The organism is Peteryoungia aggregata LMG 23059 (assembly GCF_030814435.1).
Classification (GTDB): Bacteria; Pseudomonadota; Alphaproteobacteria; order Rhizobiales; family Rhizobiaceae; genus Allorhizobium; species Allorhizobium aggregatum.
The window spans coordinates 22,573-44,331 of the sequence record NZ_JAUSUW010000019.1 but is presented as its reverse complement, the minus strand read 5'-3'; the positions used below and the strand labels follow the sequence as shown (position 1 = coordinate 44,331).

General features: G+C 62.7%; 28 protein-coding genes. 19 read left to right on the top strand and 9 right to left on the bottom strand.

Annotated features, from left to right (window positions below; genetic code table 11):
• The first annotated feature begins 210 nt into the window (after nucleotides 1–210).
• The 6 genes from J2045_RS21815 (at nucleotide 211) to J2045_RS21790 (ending at nucleotide 6,910) form a co-directional block, all read left to right on the top strand.
• A complete protein-coding gene (locus J2045_RS21815; RefSeq protein ID WP_307377214.1) occupies nucleotides 211–2,352 on the top strand; it encodes a transglycosylase domain-containing protein in 2,142 nt (713 codons plus the stop codon).
• A gap of 312 nt (nucleotides 2,353–2,664) precedes the next feature.
• Nucleotides 2,665–3,855: a GGDEF domain-containing protein gene (locus J2045_RS21810; RefSeq protein WP_246700045.1), complete on the top strand. Its 1,191-nt coding sequence runs from the start codon at nucleotides 2,665–2,667 to the stop codon at nucleotides 3,853–3,855.
• 210 nt (nucleotides 3,856–4,065) lie between these two features.
• Nucleotides 4,066–4,671: a nucleotidyltransferase domain-containing protein gene (locus tag J2045_RS21805; protein WP_307377142.1), complete on the top strand. Its 606-nt coding sequence runs from the start codon at nucleotides 4,066–4,068 to the stop codon at nucleotides 4,669–4,671.
• 27 nt (nucleotides 4,672–4,698) lie between these two features.
• Nucleotides 4,699–5,043 carry a GGDEF domain-containing protein gene (locus J2045_RS21800; protein WP_307377140.1) on the top strand — a complete coding sequence of 115 codons (345 nt, stop codon included), beginning with the start codon at nucleotides 4,699–4,701 and terminating at the stop codon, nucleotides 5,041–5,043.
• A gap of 264 nt (nucleotides 5,044–5,307) precedes the next feature.
• Nucleotides 5,308–6,462 carry an Acg family FMN-binding oxidoreductase gene (locus J2045_RS21795; RefSeq protein WP_307377138.1) on the top strand — a complete coding sequence of 385 codons (1,155 nt, stop codon included), beginning with the start codon at nucleotides 5,308–5,310 and terminating at the stop codon, nucleotides 6,460–6,462.
• Complete coding sequence (locus J2045_RS21790) at nucleotides 6,455–6,910, top strand: MarR family winged helix-turn-helix transcriptional regulator (RefSeq protein ID WP_307377136.1); 456 nt, start codon at nucleotides 6,455–6,457, stop codon at nucleotides 6,908–6,910. Before J2045_RS21795 ends, J2045_RS21790 begins: the two co-directional genes overlap by 8 nt.
• Before the next feature lie 141 nt (nucleotides 6,911–7,051).
• On the opposite strand, the gene J2045_RS21785 is transcribed toward J2045_RS21790, so the two are convergent.
• Both J2045_RS21785 and J2045_RS21780 read right to left on the bottom strand, forming a co-directional pair.
• Complete coding sequence (locus J2045_RS21785) at nucleotides 7,052–7,492, bottom strand: NUDIX hydrolase (RefSeq protein WP_307377134.1); 441 nt, start codon at nucleotides 7,490–7,492, stop codon at nucleotides 7,052–7,054.
• Nucleotides 7,493–7,695: 203 nt separating this feature from the next.
• The gene (locus J2045_RS21780; RefSeq protein WP_307377132.1) at nucleotides 7,696–8,661 is read right to left on the bottom strand and encodes a GlxA family transcriptional regulator; all 966 of its coding nucleotides are present in this window, start codon (nucleotides 8,659–8,661) and stop codon (nucleotides 7,696–7,698) included.
• Nucleotides 8,662–8,765: 104 nt separating this feature from the next.
• Between J2045_RS21780 and J2045_RS21775 the strand changes: the two genes are divergently transcribed.
• Nucleotides 8,766–9,434, top strand: coding sequence for a DJ-1/PfpI family protein (locus J2045_RS21775; protein WP_307377131.1), 669 nt, complete (start codon nucleotides 8,766–8,768; stop codon nucleotides 9,432–9,434).
• A 123-nt stretch (nucleotides 9,435–9,557) separates the two neighbouring features.
• Here J2045_RS21775 and J2045_RS21770 read toward each other — a convergent pair whose 3' ends face one another.
• Nucleotides 9,558–10,346, bottom strand: coding sequence for a class I SAM-dependent methyltransferase (locus J2045_RS21770; RefSeq protein WP_307377129.1), 789 nt, complete (start codon nucleotides 10,344–10,346; stop codon nucleotides 9,558–9,560).
• Between the two features lie 143 nt (nucleotides 10,347–10,489).
• Here J2045_RS21770 and J2045_RS21765 point away from each other — a divergent pair, with 143 nt between their 5' ends.
• Complete coding sequence (locus J2045_RS21765) at nucleotides 10,490–11,101, top strand: TetR/AcrR family transcriptional regulator (protein ID WP_307377128.1); 612 nt, start codon at nucleotides 10,490–10,492, stop codon at nucleotides 11,099–11,101.
• A 22-nt stretch (nucleotides 11,102–11,123) separates the two neighbouring features.
• Nucleotides 11,124–11,411, top strand: a complete 288-nt coding sequence (locus J2045_RS21760) for a YciI family protein (protein ID WP_166603898.1) — start codon at nucleotides 11,124–11,126, stop codon at nucleotides 11,409–11,411.
• Nucleotides 11,412–11,499: 88 nt separating this feature from the next.
• Here the strand turns inward: J2045_RS21760 and J2045_RS21755 are convergent, their stop codons facing one another.
• Together J2045_RS21755 and J2045_RS21750 are read right to left on the bottom strand one after the other, a co-directional pair.
• Nucleotides 11,500–11,778, bottom strand: a complete 279-nt coding sequence (locus J2045_RS21755; protein WP_307377125.1) for a hypothetical protein — start codon at nucleotides 11,776–11,778, stop codon at nucleotides 11,500–11,502.
• Between the two features lie 171 nt (nucleotides 11,779–11,949).
• Nucleotides 11,950–12,843, bottom strand: coding sequence for an NAD-dependent epimerase/dehydratase family protein (locus J2045_RS21750; protein WP_307377122.1), 894 nt, complete (start codon nucleotides 12,841–12,843; stop codon nucleotides 11,950–11,952).
• Between the two features lie 280 nt (nucleotides 12,844–13,123).
• Here J2045_RS21750 and J2045_RS21745 point away from each other — a divergent pair, with 280 nt between their 5' ends.
• The 9 genes from J2045_RS21745 (at nucleotide 13,124) to J2045_RS21705 (ending at nucleotide 17,481) form a co-directional block, all read left to right on the top strand.
• Nucleotides 13,124–13,660, top strand: coding sequence for a glyoxalase superfamily protein (locus J2045_RS21745; protein ID WP_307377120.1), 537 nt, complete (start codon nucleotides 13,124–13,126; stop codon nucleotides 13,658–13,660).
• Between the two features lie 61 nt (nucleotides 13,661–13,721).
• Nucleotides 13,722–14,027: a hypothetical protein gene (locus J2045_RS21740; protein WP_307377118.1), complete on the top strand. Its 306-nt coding sequence runs from the start codon at nucleotides 13,722–13,724 to the stop codon at nucleotides 14,025–14,027.
• A 106-nt stretch (nucleotides 14,028–14,133) separates the two neighbouring features.
• Nucleotides 14,134–14,511 (top strand): PH domain-containing protein, encoded by a 378-nt coding sequence (locus tag J2045_RS21735; protein WP_307377115.1) that lies wholly within the window; start codon nucleotides 14,134–14,136, stop codon nucleotides 14,509–14,511.
• A 249-nt stretch (nucleotides 14,512–14,760) separates the two neighbouring features.
• Nucleotides 14,761–15,084: a helix-turn-helix domain-containing protein gene (locus J2045_RS21730; RefSeq protein ID WP_307377113.1), complete on the top strand. Its 324-nt coding sequence runs from the start codon at nucleotides 14,761–14,763 to the stop codon at nucleotides 15,082–15,084.
• Nucleotides 15,085–15,115: 31 nt separating this feature from the next.
• A complete protein-coding gene (locus tag J2045_RS21725) occupies nucleotides 15,116–15,505 on the top strand; it encodes a cupin domain-containing protein (protein ID WP_307377111.1) in 390 nt (129 codons plus the stop codon).
• Nucleotides 15,506–15,559: 54 nt separating this feature from the next.
• Entirely contained in the window at nucleotides 15,560–15,799 is a 240-nt protein-coding gene (locus tag J2045_RS21720) for a DUF4160 domain-containing protein (protein ID WP_307377109.1), read from the top strand.
• A complete protein-coding gene (locus J2045_RS21715; protein ID WP_307377107.1) occupies nucleotides 15,792–16,205 on the top strand; it encodes a DUF2442 domain-containing protein in 414 nt (137 codons plus the stop codon). The genes J2045_RS21720 and J2045_RS21715 overlap by 8 nt, the downstream gene beginning before the upstream one ends.
• 143 nt (nucleotides 16,206–16,348) lie before the next feature.
• Entirely contained in the window at nucleotides 16,349–16,933 is a 585-nt protein-coding gene (locus J2045_RS21710; RefSeq protein ID WP_307377104.1) for a DUF1214 domain-containing protein, read from the top strand.
• The gene (locus tag J2045_RS21705; RefSeq protein ID WP_307377102.1) at nucleotides 16,930–17,481 is read left to right on the top strand and encodes a DUF1254 domain-containing protein; all 552 of its coding nucleotides are present in this window, start codon (nucleotides 16,930–16,932) and stop codon (nucleotides 17,479–17,481) included. Before J2045_RS21710 ends, J2045_RS21705 begins: the two co-directional genes overlap by 4 nt.
• 12 nt (nucleotides 17,482–17,493) lie before the next feature.
• On the opposite strand, the gene J2045_RS21700 is transcribed toward J2045_RS21705, so the two are convergent.
• Both J2045_RS21700 and J2045_RS21695 read right to left on the bottom strand, forming a co-directional pair.
• Nucleotides 17,494–18,426 (bottom strand): HD-GYP domain-containing protein, encoded by a 933-nt coding sequence (locus J2045_RS21700; RefSeq protein WP_307377100.1) that lies wholly within the window; start codon nucleotides 18,424–18,426, stop codon nucleotides 17,494–17,496.
• Between the two features lie 292 nt (nucleotides 18,427–18,718).
• The gene (locus J2045_RS21695; RefSeq protein WP_307377096.1) at nucleotides 18,719–18,931 is read right to left on the bottom strand and encodes a hypothetical protein; all 213 of its coding nucleotides are present in this window, start codon (nucleotides 18,929–18,931) and stop codon (nucleotides 18,719–18,721) included.
• 386 nt (nucleotides 18,932–19,317) lie between these two features.
• Here J2045_RS21695 and J2045_RS21690 point away from each other — a divergent pair, with 386 nt between their 5' ends.
• Complete coding sequence (locus J2045_RS21690; RefSeq protein ID WP_370873193.1) at nucleotides 19,318–20,436, top strand: DUF2336 domain-containing protein; 1,119 nt, start codon at nucleotides 19,318–19,320, stop codon at nucleotides 20,434–20,436.
• A 166-nt stretch (nucleotides 20,437–20,602) separates the two neighbouring features.
• On the opposite strand, the gene J2045_RS21685 is transcribed toward J2045_RS21690, so the two are convergent.
• Nucleotides 20,603–20,950 carry a DUF1491 family protein gene (locus J2045_RS21685; protein ID WP_307377092.1) on the bottom strand — a complete coding sequence of 116 codons (348 nt, stop codon included), beginning with the start codon at nucleotides 20,948–20,950 and terminating at the stop codon, nucleotides 20,603–20,605.
• Between the two features lie 246 nt (nucleotides 20,951–21,196).
• Nucleotides 21,197–21,757, bottom strand: coding sequence for a hypothetical protein (locus tag J2045_RS21680; RefSeq protein WP_307377091.1), 561 nt, complete (start codon nucleotides 21,755–21,757; stop codon nucleotides 21,197–21,199).
• Nucleotides 21,758–21,759 lie beyond the last annotated feature (2 nt).

The following is a 21,759-nucleotide window of genomic DNA, read 5'->3' as shown; positions in this document are numbered from 1 at the left end:
TGACGACGACATGCCCCATGATCCCTCTGGGTCCTGATCCCAATCGGCGGGCGCGTCAAGGGAGCGGACAACAAGTTTTCGGGAAAAGCCACGGTGGCCGACAGTGACAAGCCTGAGGATCTGGAGCCGGTGGAGCGCCTCGGTGGTGCCGATGCAGGCGATCGTCTTGCCTCAGGGCGCCCCTCGGCCAAGGGCGAGACGCCCCCGAAGCTGAAGCGCCATATCTTCCTTAAGATCGACAGCTGGCTCGATTCCACCCTGTGGAATGCCGGTTACGATCTGGTCGAAACCTGGGAAGAGATCACCATCTTCTTCCGCCGTTTCCGAGTACGGGGCCTGAAGAAGCTCGGCTTCGAGATTGCCGGCGAGGCGATGACGCTCGGCACCGCCGGCATGGTGGTGCTGTTGACGCTGGCCCAGCCGGCGCTTGAGGAGACCAAGAAAGACTGGCGCAACCACGACAATTTCGCCGTCACCTTCCTCGATCGTTACGGCAATATGATCGGCCATCGCGGCATCATTCATGAGAATTCCGTGCCGGTCGACGAACTGCCGGACCATCTGGTCAAAGCCGTGCTGGCCACCGAAGACCGGCGCTTCTTTGAGCATTTCGGCATCGATTTCTTCGGCCTTGCCCGCGCGATGAGCGAAAATGCCAAGGCCGGCGAAGTGGTCCAGGGCGGCTCGACGCTGACGCAGCAGCTGGCCAAGAACCTGTTTCTCACCAATGAGCGATCGATCGAGCGCAAGATCAAGGAAGCCTTCCTGGCGCTCTGGCTGGAGGCCAATCTCTCCAAGCAGGAGATCCTGTCGCTCTATCTCGACCGCGCCTATATGGGCGGCGGCACGTTCGGCGCAGCGGCGGCCTCGCAATTCTATTTCGGCAGGAACATTACCGAGGTGACGCTGGCGGAAGCGGCGATGCTGGCGGGCCTGTTCAAGGCGCCGGCGAAATATGCGCCGCATGTCAACCTGCCGGCGGCGCGTGCGCGGGCCAATGATGTCTTGACCAACATGGTGCAGAGCGGGCTGATGACCGAGGGCCAGGTGGTGGCTGCGCGCCGCAATCCGGCCTCCGTCATCGATCGCGACGAGAAGGACGCGCCCGACTTCTTCCTCGACTGGGCCTTCGAGGAAGTGCAGCGGATTGCCGCCCGCTTCAAGGATCACACGCTCGTCGTGCGCACCACGATCGATCTTGGGCTGCAGCAGGCGGCGGAAGAGGCGGTTGCCTCGTCGCTGCGCGAATATGGCGAGAGCTACAATGTCCGCCAGGGCGCGCTTGTGATGATCGAGGGCGGCGGCGCGGTCAGGGCCATGGTCGGCGGGCGGGACTATGGTGAAAGCCAGTTCAACCGCGCCACGCGGGCGCTGCGCCAGCCGGGCTCGTCGTTCAAGATGTACACCTACGCGCTTGCCATGGAGAATGGCTATACGCCCGAGACTGTCGTGACCGACGGCCCCGTCTCCTGGGGCAACTGGAGCCCGCAGAACTATGGCCGCAGCTATGCGGGCCGGGTGACCATGGAAACGGCGCTGGCGAAATCGATCAACACGATCCCGGTCAGGCTTGCCAAGGAAAAGTTCGGCATCGACGCCATCATCCAGACCACCAAGGCGATGGGCGTGGAAACGCCGATCAAAAAGGATGTGACCATCCCGCTCGGCACTGCCGAAGTGACCGTGATGGACCAGGCGACGGCCTATGCCGTGCTGCCGGCCGGCGGCAAGGCCTCGCGTCGGCACGGGATTGCCCAGATCAGCAATTATGCCGGCGAGGTGCTCTATGACTTCGAGCGCGACGCGCCGGCGGCCGAGCAGATCCTGACCGAGCAGGCGGCGATCTACATGAACGAGATGATGACCAAGATCCCCTATATCGGCACGGCGCGGCGCGCCGCCGTCGACGGGGTTTTGACCGGCGGCAAGACCGGCACGACGCAGGCTTACCGCGACGCCTGGTTCGTCGGCTATACCGGCAACTACACCGCCGCCGTCTGGTTCGGCAATGACGACTATACCTCGACCAACAACATGACGGGCGGCTCGCTGCCGGCGATGACCTTCAAGAAGCTGATGGATTATGCCCATCAGGGCATCGACCTGAAGCCGATCTTCGGCATCGACCAGCCCATGCCGGAACGGCAGGAGGCGCCTGCCGTCGCCGATGCGGCATCCAGTCCGGATGCGCTGCCGCCGATGGTGCGTCCACGCTCGCTCTCGTCGCAATCGACGCGCCTGATCCGCGATCTGGCAGCGCGGCTGAAGGCGGCGGATCCGCTGGCCATCCCGACCGCCCGCACCGCACGGGCCCCGGCAGAGCCGGAAACGACCGGCGCAACCACACGTTAAGACAATTGCAGGTTTACGAAGGGGTAACGACCCCGGCGAAGATCCGCGACATGGAAAGGCCTGATTCGGCCATCAGGATGTGTTTCGGCGCGTCCCGAAGCGGCACGAAGACGATACCATCCTGAATTGAAACAGAAAATTCTGGTATTTCTGGCGCTGTGTGCCCGGCTTTACCCTTTGTTTACCATGGCCTCTTTGTTCATCCCTCATTTCTCGTATTGGGACACAACCTTCACCCCAAATTAAGGGGGACGCCGCTAGGTTCACGGCGATTTCGAAGGACACATATTTTCAATCGGTGATTGGACATCCATGATGAGATGGCTCGGACTTCCCGCACGCCCCCGCATGACGGCGGAACAATATGCGGCTTTTCTGCAATCGCGCGCGCCCCTTCGCAGCCGCATGCTGCGGGCCGCCGTGCTCTGCGTCTTGATCTTCTACCTCATCTGCTTCCTTTTCGATCTGTGGTTGCTCGGTGATGTCACCCTGCTGTCGGCGACACTGCGCTTCGGCGTCATGCTGCCGATCGCGATCGGCCTCGTCGTCTATATCGGCGCAGACCATCCGGTGGAGAAGAAGGAGATCGCCGCGATCCTCGTGGCGCTGTTTGCCAATGTCTGTTGGTGTGCGATCCTGGTCTCAAGTTCGAGCCCCGGCGTGCTCACCTATTTCTACGCCGCCGCCAGCTTCCAGATGGCGATCACGATTGCCGCTGCCTCGCCCTTCCGCCCGGCGCTGCGCGCCAGCGTCTTTACCTTCTGCCTGAACTATTCGGCGATCTGGTTCCTGGAAGGTGCCACGCCCGCCTATGTGATCCAGCATCTTGCGGTCTACATGCCGACCGTGATCATGACGCTGCTCGTTTCCTATCAGCTGGAGGTGGAGGCGCTGACCAGCCATCTGCAGATGGAGGAGAACGAGGCGCTGAAACGGGAATTGTCCCGACAGAACAAGGATCTGGCACGGCTTTCCGTCACCGATCCGCTGACCCGCCTGTCGAACCGGCGCGGCACGGAGATGGAGCTTTCGCGGCTGATGACCGAGACACCGGATGCAGCCTCCCGCGTGGTGCTGCTGGTCGCCGATGTCGACCACTTCAAGGCCTATAACGACGCCTATGGCCATGGCGCCGGCGACGATTGCCTGAAGCGCGTGGCCCGCGCCATGCGCCGGGCATTGCCGATCGAGGCCCATCTCGCCCGCCACGGCGGCGAGGAATTCGTCGCGATCCTGGCTGACGCCGATACGGATAGGGCAGCGGCCCTTGCCGAAAGCCTGCGCCGGGCGGTCCGCCAGCTCGGCATCGCCCATGCCCATACCGGCGACCGCAACCAGCATGTGACGATCAGCGTGGGGGCTGCCTGCGGGCCGATCCGCAGCGACGGCGATTTCGAGCAACTGCTGGAGACCGCCGACCGGGCGCTCTACGCCGCCAAGAGCGACGGCCGCAACAGCTGGCGCGTCAGCATGACCGAGATGGACCAGCGGGTGGTGGCGTGAGGGCTTGAGGCTGATTGGGCGCCGCCGCCTCGTGTTTGAGCAGTGGCGGTTTTGAGGGGTGGGAGAGCGGACTGCCTGCTTCTCGAACTCAAAAAATGAAAGCGGCCAGCGCATCCACCGCTGACGTCCGCCATCGGCCCGAAGCCGCCATTGAACATGGGGGTCAGCTCACGTATCAGGCGTTCTTGTCCCTTCAGGAGCAATGCCTCAATGCAGCCACCGCCAGATGATGCTTGGGAGGCTTGGTCCCCGGATGAGTTGTTCGCTCGCCTCGGCGTGTCTAACACCGACTGGTACATCGTTGGCGGCTGGGCCCTGGACCTTTGGCACGGCGAGCCGACCCGTGCGCATGAAGACTTGGAGTTCTCGGTGCTTGCCTGCCAGGCTCAACGCTATCGCGGCGCCCTGTCGGATCTGGAGTTCTTCACAGCGAAGGATGGCAAACTTGACCATCTCCCCCTCGTAGAACCACTGCCCACGGATGTTTGGCAGCAGTGGGGTGCGGATATTGGCGCCGGTCGCTGGCGCGTCGACATGATGGTCGATCGGGGATCGCCGGATATGTGGGTCTACAAACGTGATCCATCTTTCACCTTGCCGCGAACCAAAGCCATCCGCGCAACAGCCGGCGGCATCCGATATCTGGCACCGCACATCGTTCTGCTCTTCAAAGCCAAGCACGCCCGCGACAAAGATCACGGGGACTTCCGCAATGCCTTACCTCGCTTGGAATCCAGTGATAAATCCACCCTTCGTCGATGGCTGGAGGTGCTGCATCCAGGACATGTCTGGATTGAAGAGCTTCAACCCGGCTGAGCTTCTTTCTGGCTGCCGATCTGTCGCGTGGTGCTGCTGGTCGCCGATGTCGACCACTGCAAGGCCTATAACGACGCCTATGGCCATGGTGCCGGCGACGACTGCCTCAAGCGTGTGGCCCGCGCCATGCGCCGGGCATTGCCGATCGAAGCACATCTCGCCCGCCACGGCGGCGAGGAATTCGTCGCGATCCTGGCTGACGCCGATACGGATACGGCAGCGGCCCTTGCCGAAAGCCTGCGCCGGGCGGTCCGCCAGCTCGGTATCGCCCATGCCCATACCGCCGACCGGGCGCTCTACGCCGCCAAGAGCGACGGCCGCAACAGCTGGCGCGTCAGCATGACCGAGATGGACCAGCGGGTGGTGGCGTGAGGCAGGTTGGGCTCCCAACCGGTGACAGCCGGGGCTCAGAGTTTGGGCGTCGATGGGCCCGCCTCCAATCTGACTGCTTTTCCAACGCAAAAGACGAACGCGGCCAGAACACCGCAGGACGCCAACGTCCGCCCTGGGCCTTGAACGGGCGGTCAGCATCAGCGGTTTGCCTCGGTGCTGCCTCCTGGACAAAGGGTCAAAGTCCGATGCCACTGGACATTAGTACGACATCGCACTATATGGTGCGATGTCGTACTAATGGAGATGGCGATGAACCTGACACGGCGCAAGATGATTTTCCTTGTTGGCGGCGGAGCTGTTCTGGCAGCCGGTGGTGCCTTCGGATACACGGCGACACGCATGCCGCAAACGGCTTACCTTCCTTGGCAACGCGCGGGCGGCTATGAGGACCTGCGGATGCGGGCCCTGTCATGGGCGCTCCTGGCCCCGAACCCGCACAATCGCCAGCCTTGGCTGGCAGATGTATCCGAGGACGATGTCATCACGCTGCATGTGGATACTGACCGCCTGTTGCCATACACCGATCCCTTCAACCGGCAGATCGTGATCGGTCTGGGGTGTTTTCTGGAACTCCTGCGCATGGCCGCAGCAGAAGAGGGCCATCGCGCCGACATGACGCTGTTCCCCCTGGGCAGCAGCGCCACGGCCCTAGACCAACGGCCCATCGCGCGCATCACCCTGACAGCTGATCCGGCGGTTAAGCGCGATCCCCTCTTCGCCCTGGTGCCTGCCCGGCGCTCCAACAAGGAACCGTTCGACATGAGCCGCCCGCTTGCACCCGACATGTTGACGCAGATGGCTGCGGCAGCCAGCAACGGCACGCGGTTCGGCGGCACCGTCGACCCGGCGGAAACAGCAGAATTGCGCGCGTTGACGCGTGAAGCGCTTCGTATCGAGGTCGAAACGCTGCACACCTATCAGGAGAGCGTCGATCTGTTCCGCATCGGACGCCAGGAAGTGGATGCCAACCCTGATGGCATCGACTTCTCGGGGCCACTGTTTGAAACCATGCACCTGACAGGCATGTTCAGCCGTGAAATGGCGGCTGACCCGACGAGCTTCGCCTTCAAGTCCGGCATGGACGCGGTCTACGCCAATGCCGATACCGCGATGGGACATGTCTGGCTGGTCACCGCCGACAACAGCCGCGAAACGCAGCTCGCCACGGGCGCAGACTGGCTGCGCGTCAACCTGGCGGCGACGGCTCTGGGACTTGGGTTCCAGCCCCTCAGCCAGGCCCTGCAGGAGTTTCCGGAGATGGCAGGACCCTATGACCAAGTGCATGAACGCCTTGCACCAGACGGGGGCACTGTTCAAATGCTGTCGCGCATCGGCTATGGTCCGGTTGTGGGAAACAGCCCGCGTTGGCCTTTGGAGAGCAGGATCATGAATGCCTGAAAGCGGACTGCCGGACTATTTCCGGCTCTTCAACGAAATCGGTATCATTGAACAGCTGTCACGCGCCCTGCTGGAAGCCCGGTTGCCGCCGGGCTTCGTCGCAGCGCAATTTCATGTGTTGAATCATCTGGTCCGCGTTGGCGATGGCCGCACGCCTGTTGCCATGGCCCGCGCGTTTCAGGTGCCCAAGACATCGATGACGCACTCATTGGCGGTTCTGGAACAGGCAGGCCTGATCGAGATCCGCAAGAACCCGAGGGATGGCCGGTCAAAACTGGTTCATATCACGGATGCAGGGCGAACGTTCCGGCAGGATGCGATCGACGCACTCGCACCCGATCTCAAACGGATTGCAGCAGCCCTCCCCCCTGACCTCGTCGCGCGCTTGCTTCCTGATCTCGAAGTGTTGCGAAAATTCCTCGATACAGACCGTGACGCTTCAACATAGGCTGCTGCAGTTTCAACAGGCTGATCGCGCGCTACCGTTGCATGGCCTGACGATTGTGCCGGATGCGCGGGCTTGTGGCCCCGGCTTTCCCATGACCGCTTCCGGGGCAAAGCGGCAATGCCGGCTGTCGGCCCATTGCGGTCATACCTTGCTCAGCAAGTCTATGAGGCCGTCAGGGAATATGGTGTCGCAAGTTTCTCGAAGCTCTTGTTCGGACCACCAGCGATGATCGGCCATCACTTCTCGTTCATTCTCGGTCCAACCGGTGTCGGAGATGGGACTTCGTTCGGCTCGGATGCCAAAGAACCTCTCCTCCGCCCAAACAACCTCACCGCTCGTCAGGGGAAGCTCAAAGGACCGACGGCCAACTTCGCCGGTCAAATCGAGGCCAACGAGGCCAGTCTCTTCTTCCAACTCTCGCAATGCCGCCGCCTCAAAAGTTTCACCCTCGTCGACCGCACCACCAGGCGTTGCCCAGTATGTTTTACCAATCAAGGGCCCCGAGGAATGAGAAAATTTGAAAAGCAGAACGCAACCGAATTGGTCGATGACCAATAGCCGGGAAGATGGCCGTGACCGCATGAATAATCTCCTATCAATCATGCGTACTATAGAGCATCAAGCGAGGCTCGCCATGTCCGCAATTGGCGCAAACCGGATGCCTCCCGCCAGATCTCATCCGCAAGGCTTTTGAAGCCGACATCAAATTGCAGATCGCCGTGGGACGACAGGTCCCCGAGGAGCGGATGCGATCGGCAGAGCCAGCACCATCTCGGTGCCCATTCTCAATCATGAAACCGCTCCTGCCAGTCCTTTGGGCCGACGCCCAATCTGCGCAGAAACACCCGCCGCATAGTCTCCGTAGAGCCGAAGCCGCATTTGCGGGCGGTGACTTCGACGGAAGATCCAGTTTCCAGTAGCCCTTGCGCCCGCTCCAGCCGGATGATTTCGACGGCCTCGGCGGGGGTGCGGCCTGTCCGTTGCCGGTAGTGGCGGGCGAATGATCGAAGGCTCATTCCGGCTCGGTCCGCCAATGTGTCCAGCGTGAGGGGACGCGTCAGATTGGCGGAGATCCAGGCGTGAAGATCGGAGAACCTGTCGTCTGCGGTCTGGAGGCGCAAGGGCGCGCTGAATTGCGACTGGCCGCCGGGGCGCTTGAGAAAGACCACCAGTTCGCGGGCGACGGCAAGCGCGAGCGTGCGGCCGTGATCCTCTTCAACCATCGCCAGAGCGAGGTCGATCCCGGCCGTCACCCCCGCCGAGGTCCAGATATTCCCATCGTTCACAAATATCGGGTCGCGTTCGAGGCGGACCTGCGGAAACCGCCCGGCGAATTCGTCATAGCGATGCCAATGCGTCACGGCACGGCGACCATCCAGCAAGCCGGCCTGCGCCAATAGAAACGCACCGCTGCAAACGGACGCCATGCGCCGGGCATGGATCGCGCGGTCACGGACCCAGTCGATCAGGGCGGGACGGCTGCACGCGGCATTGACCCCGCTGCCGCCAACAGCGATCGCGGTGTCGGGTGCCGGTCGGTTTTCCGAGAGCAGCGCACAGCGGAGCGCGATCCCCGAATTGGTGGTCACCTCCGCCATTTCCGCCACCAGCGCGATTTCATAAAGCGGGCCCTTTTCGAGATGGGCGCTTCTGAGCGCCATTTCGTTGGCCGACGCGAAGACCTGTGCCGGCCCTGTCGCGTCCAGGAGCTGGGCATCTGGAAAGACAAGGATCTCAATCCGGCGTGGCATAGCGGGTGACATCAGCATCAACTTTGGCATGAAACGAGGGGTAATTGGCGTTCAGGCCAAACCATTTCCTGTCATGGTCTCGGCGTCAAGACAGGAGAAAAACAGTGTCCATCCGCTTCGGAATTCTATGCTTTCCCAATGTGCAGCAGCTCGATCTGACGGGCCCATACGAGGTTTTCGGCTCTGCCCGTGATGCGCGGGTGGATCTGGTCTGGAAAGACAAGGCGCCGGTTCGCGCTTCGACGGGGCTGTGGCTCACGCCAGACCTCAACTTTGAAGAGGCGCCTGCGTTCGATGTGATCTGCGTGCCGGGTGGCGGCGGGGTCAACCCGCTTCTGACAGACGACCAAACGCTCGACTTCGTGCGGGCGCAGGCGAAGACAGCGCGCTTCGTCACCTCTGTCTGCACGGGCACGCTGGTCCTCGGCCAGGCCGGGCTGCTTGCTGGGAAACGCGCAGCGACGCATTGGAACGCCATGGATTTTCTCCCAGGGTTCGGGGCCACCGCAGTGGAAGCCCGCGTGGTACGCGACGGCAATCTGATCACCGCCGGCGGCGTCACATCCGGGATCGATTTCGGCCTGTCGGTCATCGCGGAACTGATGGGACAGGATGAGGCGGAGACGATCCAGCTGTCGCTGGAATACGCACCGGCTCCACCCTTTGATGCCGGCTTGCCGGCGCGGGCGCGCCCGGAAATACTGGCGGCGGCCCGCCAGCGCATGGTTCGGTCCAGGGACGAGCGAGAGGCGCTGCTGTCGACTCCCTCCTAGGCAAACCAAGACCAGTTGGGATCTGCTCTGCCTTTGCCATGATGTCCGGCGCCCCCCATCCGGCCCCTGAGCCTGTCGATGGGCGGCCACCTTCTCCTCGCCAAGCGGGGAGAAGGGAACACCTCACCCCGCCGTCCCCTCCTCCGTCTTGCCGATCGGATACAAGAACAGACGGGTCTTGCGGCTGTCCGACAGTTCCCAGATCTCGTCGGGGTCGACATCCGGCACGGCAAAGCTGTTGGAGACGAAGAGGCTGCCGGGTTTCATCTCGCTGGAAAGCTTCTGCCAGAGGGCCGGCATGGGTGCCGGCGAGAGGAAGGCGTAGACGACATCTTCCTCTGAGACATCCGTCTTCCAGAGGTCGCCAAGGCGGATCTCGCCCTTGCCGGTCAGGCCTGAGACGAGGCGGGCGGCGAGATAGACGGCGGGGGCGTTTTCCACCCCGCGTGCCTGCCGGCCCTCGCCATCGAGCGCGCGGACCACGCCGCCCAGACCGCAGCCGAGATCCAGCACGCGGGTCGCGGCCCTATCCTTCATCAGGTCCTTGAGCACCGAGGCCGTCTCGGCATTGGTGAGATAAAGCGGCACGCGCCCGCGCGTGGTGTTGGAGAAGACCAGCGCCAGAACGAGAAAGGCGATGCCGAAGGGCCAGGCGGGCAGATTGCCGAGCAGCATGGCCGAGCCCATGGCGAGCGGAAAGACGAAGGCAATCAAGAGCCACCAGCGCGGAAGGCGCAAAAGCGCGCAGAGTAGCGCCGCAAGCCCTCCCTGCAGCACAAGGGCGATCACGATCAGCGGCAGGCGCTCGACCATGGTCGAGAGCGGCGCGGTGACGGCGGCGACGACCGGCAGGGCGACGACCTGGGCCAGGAGCGCGCCGAGGATCGGCGTCTTGCGGAAGAGGACGAGCATCGGATCTCCGGTGGCATGGCGAGTGCGCGACACTGGCAGGGGGTGGGGTGATTCTCAAGGGCGGTTGACAAACTAGGTCAATCGTCCTAATTCCACCCTAGGACAATTGACCTAGTGCATTTCGTGACAGGGGCCGAGCCGGCATGACACAGCGAGAGACACGCGAGAGGATCGTCGCAACCGCAGACATGCTGTTCTACCGCTGCGGCTTCGAGCATACGTCCTTTGCCGATATCGCAGCAGCTGTCGGCATTTCGCGCGGGAATTTTTACCATCACTTCAAGAGCAAGGACGAGATCCTGGCCGCCGTGATCGCAAAGCGGCGCGTGGACCGGGTGCGCATGATGGCCTGCTGGGAGACTGATGTGTCCGATCCGGTCGGGCGAATCGAGGCCTTCATCGACATCCTGCGGGTGAATGGCGACAAGATCCGCCGCCACGGCTGCCCGATCGGGACGCTGACCAGCGAACTGGCAAAACTTGACCACCCCGCCCGACCGGAGGCGGTGCGGCTGTTCACCGTGTTTCGCGACTGGCTCGCACAGCAGTTTGCAGCGCTCGGTCGGGCAGAGGATGCCGACCAGTTGGCGCTGCAGCTCCTGTCACGCAGCCAGGGCGCGGCAACCCTCTACAATGCTTTTCAGGACCCGGAATTCATCGAGCGCGAAGTGGTGGCGATGACATCGTGGTTGCACGATATCGCGCGCGGGTCCCTCGCCACCAATTCGGCCCGCCCATTCCAGAGTCATGACTGATCCAGTATCCAGGAGACCTTGCATGTTCATCATCTTTTTGCGTTTTTCGGAAAACAGGGCAAAGGCCGGCGAGCTCATGGCCGGGCATAATGCCTGGCTGAAACTGGGCTTCGACCAGGGGCTTTTCCTGGTCGCCGGAAGCCTTCAGGCGCAGGCAGGCGGCATGATCCTCGCCCATGGCGCTGAACGCAGCGCGATCGACGCCTTTGTGGATCTGGACCCCTTCGTCGCGGAAGGGGTCGTGCGTGCCGAGATCCACGAGGTCCAGCCGGGGCGCACGGACGAGCGGCTGGCATTCCTGAAGGGCTGAGCGGCGTCTCGGCTCCCGGCGCCTGCGAACAGTGCCCGAGCAAGGATCACCGGATACCGCGCCTTGACCGGCACCGGCCAGTCGACAGTCAATGGCGGCGCGTCATACACTTCCCCATGACCCAGGTCAGCGGGGATGCGGGTTCAAGCACCCTGTCGACCTCCGCCTCCAGGAGCGTACGCTCACCGCAATCAAAATCGCCGAAACCATGGATTGCGGCGTGTGACCACAGGATGCGGCCGGACAGGCGCGGCGCGTCGACGGTGGAGATGACATGACCGTTCATCGCGACGTCGAATGTCACGAAGCTGTGCCCGCGCAATTCGGTCTGCGCGACATTGGTGATCTGCATGCGTCGCTCGGCCAAGGCTCCTCCTTCGGGTGCGACCCCGCTTCCGGCTCACTCATCGGGACATGTGTCCATCCTCATATACAAAAAAACACCGACGAAAACGTGTATTTTTGGAGTTATACCCCACAAACTTTGCAGAGATGCGGTCGGCGCCCCCGACGGGAGGCTGGCCGCCGGCAAAAGGTCTCAGACCTTGACGTATTTGCGCCAGTCATGCTCCTCGCGAAAGCCGAGGACATCGCGGATCTTGGCGTTGGACAGCGGGGCTGCGAAGCCGTCCTGGTCTCCCGTGATCGGCGTGTTCGGGGCCCATTTCGCCAGGAATTCGCGGGTGGGGATCGTCGCCGTGATCGTGTCGTTGACGGCGTTGAAGACCTGGAAGCCGAGGCCGTCCTTCTTGACGCAGAGATCGACGATCTGGCCGAGATCGCGGGCGTCGATATAGGACCAGGCATTGCGCTTGCGGGCCGGCGGATCGGCGAGATAGCCGGGGAAATTCGCGTAGTCCTCGGGGGCAATGACATTGCCGATGCGCAGCGCATAGACGTCGATGCCGTAGCGCATGGCAAAGGCACGCGCCGTCTTTTCATTGACCACCTTGGAGAGGCCGTAGCTATCCATCGGGTCGGTGTCGTAGTCTTCGGTCAGCGGGAATTCGTGGTAATCCTTGTCACCCTCGGCAAAGCAGACGCCATAGGTGGTTTCCGAGGAGGCGATGATCACCTTCCTGATGCCGAGCTTGGCGGCGGCCTCGATGACATTGTAGGTCGAGACGGTGTTTTCCGCGAAGGTCTTGTTATCAGGATGCATCAGGATGCGGGGGACTGCGGCGAAATGCACGACGGCATCGACCGGCTTCGGGCCGCCCGCGTCTTCATAGCCGTCATAGCCGAAATGGCAGGAGAGCGCGTTGAACACCTGGCCGCTGTCGGTGACGTCGGTCAGGAGCGTGTGCACGCCCGGCACATCAAGCGCGGTGCGATCGACATTCAGCACCGTGTGGCCCTTGGCGATGAGATAGGGCACGACATGGCGCCCCGCCTTGCCGCTGCCGCCGGTGAATACGATCCGCTTGCCCATAGGGTTTCCTCCTGCCCGATTTGTCTGATGACCAGATAGCGCATGGCGGGACAGGGGTGAAGGCCGACCTGCTGTTTTTGCACCCTTGCGCCCGGTCCGTGCTCTGATAACCTTCGCCCACGGGCCGATGCAGCCTGCCGTTCCGCGGCGCCCTCTTGAGGGCGCGATGGTGAATGCATCGAGAGACGAGTTCCTTCCACCTTTTCCCTCTCCGGAAGATGGCGACGGATCAGCAGACGCGGACACTGATGCCACTGTTGCCACCGAAGAAGGAAAGACCATGCGCGGTTTTCGCGATGCCAAACTGATGGCAAGGACGCTGAAGGCGGAACTGGCCAGAACCGATCTCGACATCAGCCATTCCCAGGCGCTCGAGCTTGTCGCCCGGCAACTGGGCTTCGAGCAGTGGAACATTCTCGCGGCCCGGATCGCCGCGGATGAAGAGCCGCAAGCCGACATCGCAATCGAAGCCCCGATCCCGATCTTCCGCATCTTCGATGTCGACAAGGCGATGGAGTTCTACCGGGACTTTCTGGGTTTCCAGGTCGATTTCGAACACCGTTTCGGCGAGAATTTTCCGCTCTACTGCCAGGTTTCGCGCGGGACTTGCGTGCTGCATCTGTCGGAACATGCCGGCGACGCCTCGCCCGGCGCCAAGGCCTTCACCTGGATGCGCGGCATCAAGGCCTTGCACGCAGAGCTGACGGCGAAGGACTATCGCTATCTGAAACCGGGGATCGAGGATGCGCCCTGGGGATTGCAGATGACGGTGACCGACCCGTTCAGCAACCGGATTGCGTTTTGCGAGCGGGTGTGAGGGCTGATTTGTGCTTCGGCGCATTCGAGGCTAAACTCCGTCGCAAAGGGAGCGGCGGAGCATGGCCACCGACAACATCAGTCTCGATTTCCTGGCGAAACAGTCCAAACTGCAGATCGAGGAATTGCGCCTGCTCCGCAAGGATATGGCCGATATGATGCGGCTCCTGAACGCCACCTATGATCTGACCAGGCGAGTCGAGCGGCGAGAGACCGAGCTTCGCGATGACATCGAGCTGATGGTGAAGATGGAACTTGGCGGCTCCCTTGCAAACATGCAGACTTCGATCGAAAATTCGCTCTCTCGCATAGAGGCGAGCGTTAGCCATGTCGCTCAGCGCGTGGAAACACTTGAGGGCAAAATCTAACGGCGTGTTCTGCCACGCCGGACGTTGACGGCATCGTCAGATGACGGCGTCTTGACGCCCTCACCCCCCCTCCCCATCTCCCGCTCACCACCACAGGAGGATGACGATGGGTTTGTTTGACGGATTGCTGGGCCATGGATCGAGCGTGGATCCTTCCGATCTCGCCAAGCGGCTGGACGGCGTCTTGATCGAAGGCGAACAGGTTGGGCTTGCCTTCAAGGTCATCCGCGACGTCTTCGTCTTTACCGACAAGCGGTTGATCCTGATCGACGTGCAGGGCATCACCGGCTCGAAGGTGGATTACATGTCCGTGCCCTACCGCGCCATCACCCGCTTTTCCGTCGAAACCGCCGGCACCTTCGACCTCGACAGCGAGCTGAAGATCTGGGTGTCGGGCGCCCATGAGCCGGTGACGAAGACCTTGAAGAAGGGCACGGATGTGCGCGGCATCCAGCGAGCGCTGGCGGCGGGGGTGTTAAGGTAGGCTGCCCCAAATTGCACCTTCACGCTCAGGAGTGCCCCTCACCCTGCCCTCTCCCCGCAGGCGGGGAGAGGGTGGAGCAAGCGGTGGCGATCTCGGCCTTCTCCCCGCCTGCGGGGAGAAGGTGCCGGCAGGTCAGGCGCAATGTCATTGCGCCGGGGATGAGGGGGCTGTCACCCGATCCTCGACATCAGTTATCGTTGCATGTTTTCGCAGAGGAATCGGCCAGCGGTGCCATCATGGATATCTGCAATGACAGCGAAGGCCGTTTACAAGTCTGACGCCTTCGAGGCGATCCACAGCGCCGTTTCGGATATGTTGGAGGCAGGGACCATCGACAAGCAGACGATGCGTCGCTTTGACGAGACATGTCTCGTGTCTCCCGATCCCATGTCTCCGGACGCGATCAAGGCGCTGCGCGAGCGCAACCATGTCAGCCAGCCGGTCTTCGCACGTTATCTCAACATCAGTCCGTCAACCGTGCAGAAATGGGAGAACGGCTCGAAACGTCCGAGCGGACCGGCGCTCAAACTTCTGGCCATCCTCGAGAAGCATGGAATTGAGGTTCTGGGGTGAGTGTCTCGATCACTAGGAAAGAACCTTTCAGATGAAGTGTCTGAGGATCTATGCCGACGCCGAGGGGGAATCGCATTTCGATGAAGTCGAGCTGCCGACGACGCAGGTTTCGGTGCATCCCGATGCCGCTCCCTTCGACGTCACCGCAAGCTATCCGGCGTCGCGCGTGCGGTTCACCCACATTCCGGCGGGCATGCGGGAAGTTGCCTGGCACAGGGTGCCGGAACCTGTGCTCACCGTGCGGCTCGACGGATCGGTCGAGTATGAAACCAGCGACGGCGACCGGCGCCATGTTCCAGCCGGCAGCTTCGTTCTGGTCGAGGATACGCATGGCAAGGGGCATCTGTCGCGGCATTCGCCCGAGGCGCAGACGGTGATCTGGATTTCGCTGCCGAATGGACTTTCGGCACCTGTGCCCTGAAGGTATCCAAGACGAGCCACTTGGAAAAACCCAACGGATGGGTTATTATTCACCATGGTTGTTGTTCATCGCGCATTCGGCTTTCGCTTCGTGATCTACACACAGGATCATGAGCCCGCGCATGTCCACATCACCGGCGCCGGGCAGGCGAAGATCAATCTGCTCGGCCAAAATGGAAACCCGGAACTCGTCTATAGCATAGGCATCAAGCGTGCCGACCTCAGACGAATCCTGAACGAAGTCGCCGTCGAGCAATCACGACTTTTGACTGAATGGGAGCGTATCCATGGCTGACTTCGACGAACGACAATTCGACGCCGCAGAAGCACGCGGGCGTGCCATCCTGGAGACAGAGCCGAGAGCCGTTGCCGCGCGCTACGACGCGGAAACGGGCCGGGTCGTGCTCGACCTTGCCAACGGCTGTACCTACGCCTTCCCAACCGTGCTTGTCGAGGATCTGCAGGGGGCAGCGACCGAGGCGCTGGCGAGCGTCGAGGTCGACGGGCTCGGGTTCAACCTTCATTGGCCGGATCTCGACGTCGATCTGTATGTGCCAGCGTTGATAGCCGGAGTTTTTGGTACCAAGGCCTGGATGACGCGGGAACTGGCGCGTCGGGCGGGACAGGTCACATCCGAAGCCAAGGCGGCTGCGGCAAGGGCGAACGGCACCAAGGGCGGGCGGCCTCGTCGGGCGGTGTGAATTCGCTCACTGATCGGTCCGCCTTTCGAAGCCGCCGCCCCCTCCCCCGCAGCCCCAAACTTCCCTCACCCCCGAATCAGTGATACCCCTCGGGCACTGCCGCCTGGCGCCTGGCGCCCGTATTCCAAGGTCTCGTCCCGCCCGTGTTTCGTGTTCCGCTCATCGTCGCCACTGCGCTGATCATCGCCTTCGGGGGCGGGATCCTGTCGGCGTTGTCGATGCTGAATGCATCGGTGGGCTTCGGGGCGATCGAGGTGGCGGGGTGGCGGGCCTTTCCGGCGGCGCAGACGGCCTCGGCCGATCCTTATGCCAAGGCGCATCGGGCCAAGGGCGGGCGGCTGCTCTATGGGTCGGCGGAAGGGTTGCAGTTTACCGCGGCGCGCGATGCCGAGGGGCTGACACTGACGGGGACCTGTTCCTACCGGATGCGCGGGCGCACGCCGACGGCGCGACTGTGGACACTCTATGCTGCCGATGCCGACGGCAAACCGCTGAATACCGGCGCCGAACTGCCGGTGGCGAAGAACTCGCAGACGGTCCTCAGACGGCGTGACGGCTCCTTCGACATCGAGATCTCGCGCACGGCCAGGGCCGGCAACTGGCTCGCCATTCCCGATACGGGCGCCTTCCAGCTGGTGCTGACGCTGCTCGACACGCCGGCTGCCGCCTCGACCGGGCTATCCGGGCTAGCGATGCCTGTTATCGAGCAGATCGGGTGCGGCCAATGAGCAAGTTTCTCTATGCCGTGCTGACGGGTCTCTTTGGCGCCGTCCTGCTGCATATCATCATCATCCTGGGCGTGCCGCATTTCACCGGACGCGACGCCTATACCCGCGTGACGTCGGAAGGCGTGCCCTTCGTCTTCCATGCGCTTTCGGCCACACCGGATGCGGTTGGCTTGTCCAGTCTCGATCCCTATCTGCGCGTTGCCGTCTGCCACTTCGACATCGAGCGCCAGCCGCTTTCGCTGGTGGCTGTCGGTGGCGGCGTGGATTTCTGGTCGGTCGCCATCTACGACCGGGACGCCAACGAGGTGTTTTCGATGAACGACCGCACGTCGGTGGCCGGTGATCTCGATGTGCTGGTGGCGACGCCGGTGCAGGTGGCACAACTGCGCAAGACGCCGATCGCGGCGCTGGCCGAGACGATCCTCGTCGAGCATCCGGGAGCCGAGGGCTATGTGGTGCTGCGGGTGCTCGCTCCGCAGGCGAGTTATGAAGCGGAGGCGAAGGCCTTTCTCGCCGATGCGGAATGCCTGCCCTTTACCGGGCGCTGAGCGCGGAGGCGTTCAGACGATCGGGGCGTCGACCAGCACGCTGCCGAGGCGGATGACCATCTTGCGATCAAAGAGATGCGGCCGGGCAAACATCCAGTCCAGCGCCTCGGTCGAGGTCCAGGGGCGCTTGTAGGGCCTGACCGAGGTCAGCGCTTCAAAGACGTCGCAGACCGTGCTCAACCGGACGGTGGCGCTCAGATCCTTCTGCTTCAGCCCCAGCGGATAGCCGGAGCCATCGAGCACCTCGTGATGCAGACGGCAGATGTCGAGCGCGACCTGCGGGATCTCCGGATAGGTCTTCAGCAACTGATAGCCTGCTTCCGGATGATTGCGGATGATCTCGCGCTCGGCATCCGTCAGTGCGCCCGGCTTGGTCAGGATCTCGTTGGGAATGAGCAACTTGCCGATGTCATGCAGCATCCCGGCGACACCGAGAAGTCCGGTGGTCTCGTCATCGAGCTCAAGAGCACGGGCGAGAAGCGTCATCATGCCGCTGACCGCCAACGAATGGACATAGGTGGTTTCGTCCTTCGTCTTCAGGCGTGTGACTTCGAGCGCTATGACAGCGCTGTCAGACCATGTTCGTGCATTGTCGTCAGCCGCGCGGGAGAGGCCGGCCATATCGAGGGTGCCGGCGCCGACGATTTCGCGCAGGTTTGCCCTGAGCGTGATGGCTGCCTGATCGATTTCACCGCGCACCGCCTGTGCCCGCTGCGGCTCGGCGTGGGGGGCGGCCTGACTGCCGGCACGTGACTGCGCGCCGTTCTCATCGAGCCCCAAGGCGATGTTGATTGAGACCTCGGTTGCCGACGTGGCCAGAATTGCGGCAAGATCCTTGTCGCTCGCCAGGATGAAACGCCGCCTGGCAAACTCGCGGCTCGGACAGGCAACGCTTTCGATGAACATGCCCTTGCGGATGCGCTGCTTCTGGATCTTGACGAGCATGATGATCTGCCGGGACTCCGCACTGAATCGACCTCTTGAAAGGTCTCGACGCCGCCGGCACCAAGTACGGCCAGCTTACAACCATATTCAACTAAACTGATTTAGACTCTGTAAATCCGGGGGTAAATGGAGAGGTTGTGACGCCGCGCGGCGGGACGCCTCTCCGACGGAACGACCGGCATGGCGCCAGCAAGGTGCGGTGCGGAGAGAGAGCTCACGGGAAGGCGGCATGTCGGACATGAGGCCGCCACCGGATCGCGGCGGTGTCGCAGGAACGCCTTGAGCGCCCGCCTCAGAAGGGTCGGCGACCGGGGCCGAACACGGGGCCTTGCGGGGCAGGCAATGCCGGCAGGGTCGGCAGTTCCACCCGCGGCCAGATGGCGTTGGGGTCCAGCCGCTCGTAGCGAATGCCGGTGAAGAAGAGGATCTCAGCCTTGTGGGCGCCCGTGCGGGCCGCGCGGCGCGAGAGGGGCAGTCGGTCCGAAATCCTGATGATGTCCGCCATGCTCGTCTCCTTTCGAGAAGAAAGATCGAGAGGGTCGAGAGGTTCATCTCACCCTGCCCTCAGTCTACGAGGGCCGGCACAATCCGGTTCATGCTGCGGAAAGTCTCACACGCACCGGGTCATCTGCGCCTTTCTCCGACGCGTTCCCCTGTCGCGGTTCACCCCACGAACGGGGTACGCATATGCCTAATATCGGAAACATGCGGCGAATCGTCTAAGATGACCATCCACCTGGCCACAAGAAGCCATAGGTTAGTTAACAGCTTGCTAACAAATTCGTTTTAATCTGGCGCATATCTGTATTGCGTTGGAGTGGGTTTGTCGTGAGCGAACAATTCAGGGAGCTGGAAAAGCCTATCAGCGCGCGGAACAAGGATGTCGTTCTGATGGCCACGGTCACGAGTTTCCAGGCGCTCTCCTTCCCCGGCAAGACCGAACTCCGACAATTTGCCGAGCTGTTCCTGCCGCTGTTTGCCGGATCGTCGATGGAAGCCCGCCGCGAGGCGGTGGCGGCCCTTTCGCAGAGCCGCAACCTGCCGCTTTCGGTGGCCGCCTTCATCGCCTCACAGCCGATTGCGATCGCAGCACCCTTCCTCGCCGTCTCGCCGGCACTGTCGGACGACATGCTGATCATGATCGCCCGCACGCAAGGGGCCGACCATGCGCGCGCCATCGTCAAGCGCGAGCGATTGTCTCCGACCGTCATCGATGCGCTGGTTTCGCTCCGGCATGCACTGCCGCCGCGACCGGACAAGACCAAGACCGAGATGGCGAAGACAGAGCCGCAACCGACCGGCACCCAGACCGAGACTCCGTCGCGCTTCGACCGGATCATGGCCGACCTTGCGATGACGGACCTGCCCGGTGCAGCGGCGCCCCACCCGGCAACCCGGCCGGCGGATCCGATCACGGCTGATGGTGGAAACGCCGAGGCCGTCCAGTCGCGCGAAGAGGCGCTGCGCCAGACAATCAAGCGCATGGCCTACCAGCATCGGCCTGCAGCCAGCGACCGGCTCGGGCGGCGCCAGGCGACACCGCTGCAGACGGCGCTTCTGGTGCGTTTCGCCCGTGCGCATGACGGCGGCCTGTTCGCCACCACGCTCGCCGACCTGCTGTCGGCCAGCCGCTGGCTCGCCGAGCGCATCCTGCTCGACATTTCCGGCCGCCAGCTGGCCACGACGCTGGCTGGCGTTGCGATGGAGGATCGCGAGGCGATCTTCATCCTCGAACACATCTATCCGCATCTGGCCCGGCGCGAAGGTGGCGCAAGCCGGGCAGAGACCCTGCTGTTCGGCATGGATCCGGACCAGGCGGAAGCAAGGATTGACAGCTGGATCCGCGCCGACCGCTACACCTTTGCCGGCGAGGAGCCGCAGGCCGAGCCGCGCGCCCCTGTGATCGCGCAACAGACAAGCGGCCTTGCCGCAGCAAACCAGGCCTCGCCCAAGCGCCAGCCCGTGGGCGACGAACACGGGCGGCAGGTGCTAAGGGCGCGCAAGCGGTAAGGACCAGGTCTTAGGCTGCAGGCAGTAGGCAATGGGCAATGGGCAATGGGCAATGGGCCATTGTGGCTAGGCCTGGACCGCGCTGACGCCGTTGTCACCCCACCCCGGCGCTTTGCGCCGACCCTCCCCCTCAAGGGGAGGGTGAGGTGTCCGCCTCATCTGCGGGTCAATCCTTCTCATCTGTCAGCGTCAGATAGGTGCCGAGATCCTCGACCTCGATCTCGACCAGCCAGAGATCGCTGTCGAATTTTCGCTCGCGGGCGATCAGCGCCTCGACGGCGTCGGGCTCTGATCGTGTCAGGCGCGGCTCGAAGATGCGGTCGTCGTGCTCCCCAACCCCGATCATGGCCTGCGGCGCCGGGCCGTAGAGCGTCTCCAGGCCGTCACGGAAACGCTGGCGCACGAAGATGGCGCCCGAGGCTTCCGAGCCCTTGGCGACGATTGCAGCATAACCGCCGTCGGAAAAGACTCGGCGGGTGAGAGCGGAGATGAAGATGTCGGAGCGGATGCGCATGGGAAGGGTTTAGGGGATTGCCGGGGCGGCGTCGAGGGTGGGGCTAGAAGGAGGTCTGCGCGAGAGCCACGCTGTGGGACAAGCAGAGTCCCCCTCCTTCAGAAGGCAAACCGCCACGCGACGCCTTAGAACCCGCGTTGCGACACTCAAGCCCAACGAGCGCATGTCCGCAGGCTGGACGGCAAGATCGGTGATATGGCAACTTCCCGCTGTCCAGACCGTCTCCGGCGACCCGAGGCAAACGTATCACGACGTCTTAACGTTCGGCGAGACAGGCGGCACGAGCCCAGGCGGTGGCGCCCGGTCAGATGAGGCAGAGCCGGTTTCAACGCGCGCTGCAGTCAGCTTACGCACTAAGGACCGAATTACGAGTTTTACGTTTGCTGGTTCCAGGTCAAGAGAGAGAGCCGCGATGGCACTTCCCCCCAAGGGTGCGCCGGCCAAAAGCCGCATCGCCAATAGCTCGCCTGCGCCTTGTTCAGCCGCCTGATCTTCACGCACACGCGTTTCGAGGAACAAGCGCGCGACGTCGTCAGGCATGCCCGCTGTAAACGCGAGGAGCGCTTCAGATGGAATGTGGCCGGCTCGTCTCATTACATCCAGTGGATGGATGCGTTCCCAGGTTCTTGCGTTGCTGAGCTGAAGACCGACGACATAAAGACGATCCGAGTCGACCCCGCCATCAGGGGCAGCGTTTGTCAGGTAACTCGCCAGACTTTTGAGAAAGTCCTCAGCGTAATTCGGGTCTTCCAAGTTCTCATACAGCTTCCGCAGAACCGAAGGCCGCATATTCGCGATATCAACCATAA

Coding starts and splice junctions, on each gene's coding strand:
- J2045_RS21785 (WP_307377134.1), bottom strand. CDS start 7,492: ATGCGGTCACGGCCATCTTCCCGGCTATTGGTCATCGACCAATTCGGT.
- J2045_RS21685 (WP_307377092.1), bottom strand. CDS start 20,950: ATGCGCATCCGCTCCGACATCTTCATCTCCGCTCTCACCCGCCGAGTC.
- J2045_RS21695 (WP_307377096.1), bottom strand. CDS start 18,931: ATGGCGGACATCATCAGGATTTCGGACCGACTGCCCCTCTCGCGCCGC.
- J2045_RS21720 (WP_307377109.1), top strand. CDS start 15,560: ATGGTTGTTGTTCATCGCGCATTCGGCTTTCGCTTCGTGATCTACACA.
- J2045_RS21680 (WP_307377091.1), bottom strand. CDS start 21,757: ATGGTTGATATCGCGAATATGCGGCCTTCGGTTCTGCGGAAGCTGTAT.
- J2045_RS21790 (WP_307377136.1), top strand. CDS start 6,455: ATGCCTGAAAGCGGACTGCCGGACTATTTCCGGCTCTTCAACGAAATC.
- J2045_RS21740 (WP_307377118.1), top strand. CDS start 13,722: ATGGCCACCGACAACATCAGTCTCGATTTCCTGGCGAAACAGTCCAAA.
- J2045_RS21700 (WP_307377100.1), bottom strand. CDS start 18,426: ATGCTCGTCAAGATCCAGAAGCAGCGCATCCGCAAGGGCATGTTCATC.
- J2045_RS21725 (WP_307377111.1), top strand. CDS start 15,116: ATGAAGTGTCTGAGGATCTATGCCGACGCCGAGGGGGAATCGCATTTC.
- J2045_RS21735 (WP_307377115.1), top strand. CDS start 14,134: ATGGGTTTGTTTGACGGATTGCTGGGCCATGGATCGAGCGTGGATCCT.
- J2045_RS21765 (WP_307377128.1), top strand. CDS start 10,490: ATGACACAGCGAGAGACACGCGAGAGGATCGTCGCAACCGCAGACATG.
- J2045_RS21810 (WP_246700045.1), top strand. CDS start 2,665: ATGATGAGATGGCTCGGACTTCCCGCACGCCCCCGCATGACGGCGGAA.
- J2045_RS21730 (WP_307377113.1), top strand. CDS start 14,761: ATGACAGCGAAGGCCGTTTACAAGTCTGACGCCTTCGAGGCGATCCAC.
- J2045_RS21745 (WP_307377120.1), top strand. CDS start 13,124: ATGCGCGGTTTTCGCGATGCCAAACTGATGGCAAGGACGCTGAAGGCG.
- J2045_RS21690 (WP_370873193.1), top strand. CDS start 19,318: ATGGCCACGGTCACGAGTTTCCAGGCGCTCTCCTTCCCCGGCAAGACC.
- J2045_RS21760 (WP_166603898.1), top strand. CDS start 11,124: ATGTTCATCATCTTTTTGCGTTTTTCGGAAAACAGGGCAAAGGCCGGC.
- J2045_RS21780 (WP_307377132.1), bottom strand. CDS start 8,661: ATGCCACGCCGGATTGAGATCCTTGTCTTTCCAGATGCCCAGCTCCTG.
- J2045_RS21795 (WP_307377138.1), top strand. CDS start 5,308: ATGGCGATGAACCTGACACGGCGCAAGATGATTTTCCTTGTTGGCGGC.
- J2045_RS21805 (WP_307377142.1), top strand. CDS start 4,066: ATGCAGCCACCGCCAGATGATGCTTGGGAGGCTTGGTCCCCGGATGAG.
- J2045_RS21750 (WP_307377122.1), bottom strand. CDS start 12,843: ATGGGCAAGCGGATCGTATTCACCGGCGGCAGCGGCAAGGCGGGGCGC.
- J2045_RS21715 (WP_307377107.1), top strand. CDS start 15,792: ATGGCTGACTTCGACGAACGACAATTCGACGCCGCAGAAGCACGCGGG.
- J2045_RS21770 (WP_307377129.1), bottom strand. CDS start 10,346: ATGCTCGTCCTCTTCCGCAAGACGCCGATCCTCGGCGCGCTCCTGGCC.
- J2045_RS21705 (WP_307377102.1), top strand. CDS start 16,930: ATGAGCAAGTTTCTCTATGCCGTGCTGACGGGTCTCTTTGGCGCCGTC.